Below are 1,904 nucleotides of genomic sequence, written 5' to 3' on the forward strand. Positions count from 1 at the left end.
TCTTTCGCGGGCGAGTAGGCCGGCGGAATCTCACCACCGGCCTCTCTCAGATCCCAGCGTGAGGGTCTCCCCTCACTGGGCTCCCATCAAGCCAACGAGCCGCGTAGTCCGAGTTTCCAGTGTGCGAAAAGATCACTCCATTCTCGAGATAATCGAGCGATGATCATTCCTGCTCGGGTCTTCCGTCCCTTAAAGCGCTTGAACTTCCGCATCAGCCACGCCCGGAGCGTCTGATCGACGAATGCCAGAAATGGGCCCAGAGCCGAGCGCGTGTATCGTCCGTAATAGGCAATCCACCCTCGAAGGAGCGGATTGATCTCACGGGCGATGTCTGCCAGCGACACCTGGGTTCTTTGGCGGATGTCCAAGTCCCGAATCGCCGAACGCATAGACTTCAACGCTGACGGGCTGACCGCTGGGAGAAAATTACAGAACACTTGCTTGCTCCGTGTATTTTCTGCCCGGCGGGGCTGAAAGCGATACCCGAGAAAGTCGAAGCTGACGTTCGGATATTCGCTGCGTCGGTTGCTGTCTTTGCAGTAGACGATCTTGCTCTTGGTGGGATGCATCTCCAGCCCGCACTCCATGAGCCGAACCTGAAGATCGGCCCTTAGGGCCATCGCTTCCTGCTCAGTCCGGCAGTGGACTAGGCCGTCATCTGCATAGCGGCACCATGGGAGGTCAGGGTGTTTCCGTGCCATCCAGAGGTCGAAACAATAGTGCAGGAAAAGATTGGAAAGAATCGGACTAACCACGCCCCCTTGAGGGGTACCGCGAGTTCGTTCGATCAACACTCCGTCCTTTTCCATGGGTACCTTGAGCCATCTTTCGACGTAGAGCAGAACCCATTTGCACGTCACATGCTTTCGAACCGCTTTGAGCAAAAGATCGTGCGGGATGTTGTCGAATAGTCCTTTGATGTCGAATTCAAGAACCCAATCATACTTCCAGCACCGCTCGCGCGTAACACCCACAGCATCCAGGGCCGATTTCTTCGGTCTGTAACCATAGGAGTCTGGAAGAAAAATTGGATCAAGAATCGGTTCAAGGTACTGCGCAACAACCATCTGCGCGATGCGATCGCCAACAGTCGGAACACCCAGAATCCTTTCGCCATCTCCCCCCTTTTTCGGAATGGAGACTGCACGCACTGACGGAGGAAAGTAGCTGCCCGAGCTCATCCGATTCCAGATCTTGTAAAGGTTGCCCTTCAGATCTTTGTCGAACTCCCCGAGCGTCTGCCCGTCCACGCCAGCCGCACCACGTTTGGATTTAACCGCTTTATAAGCCCGAACCACACTTCTCTTATCGATGCTAACCGGCTTGTTTGTCGTGATCGTCGTATTCATCCTGTCTCCAGTTGGTCCATGATCACAACCGTCCTGATCCGACCCCTTTGCTCCGGCCCCATTACAGAGCCTTCAAAGCTCTTACGAGTCGGTCCGCCCCAGGCTCTGGCATCGGTACTCTCGCCTCGCGATTTTAGTCGCTTCAGCTTCTCCCTTGGCATCCAGAGTCTGGTTCCTGCAGTTCCACGCGAAAAGCCTGCATCCGCTTCACGCCCCCTCTACGCCGGTTGCTGCCTACCCAGTAGTCAGGTTGCCGATAGGCTTATCCCAGAAGATTGAGCCGCTTCTGGTTTTAGCAACGTCCACCAGCTTTCGACGCGTCATCGAGGGTTCATTTTCATTCGTCTCGCGAACGCTCACCTGCCCGAATTTCTCTTCGGACTTTTGATCCAACGCTCACGACCACGCCTTTTGAGCGCAGCCGCTTGGACTGGTTTGAGGCCCGCGCCTGAACGCCGACCCCGGGGGGCCCACCCCCATCTTTTCGCGCAGCTTACGCACATGGCTAGGCGTTCATCTCGAACTCTCCTTCCTATGCTGCTGCAGCACACGCTC

The 1,904-nt window shown here is 55.9% G+C and carries 1 protein-coding gene; it reads right to left on the minus strand.

Annotated elements, in window-relative coordinates:
- Positions 1-86: 86 nt before the first annotated feature.
- Positions 87-1,349: a group II intron reverse transcriptase/maturase gene (ltrA, locus tag ACV1FX_RS41630; RefSeq protein ID WP_473123270.1), complete on the minus strand. Its 1,263-nt coding sequence runs from the start codon at positions 1,347-1,349 to the stop codon at positions 87-89.
- Positions 1,350-1,904 lie beyond the last annotated feature (555 nt).

This window comes from Bradyrhizobium ingae (assembly GCF_055791185.1).

What these genes read in the sequence shown, in the direction of transcription:
- ltrA (WP_473123270.1), bottom strand. Translation starts at nt 1,349, where the DNA reads ATGAATACGACGATCACGACAAACAAGCCGGTTAGCATCGATAAGAGA.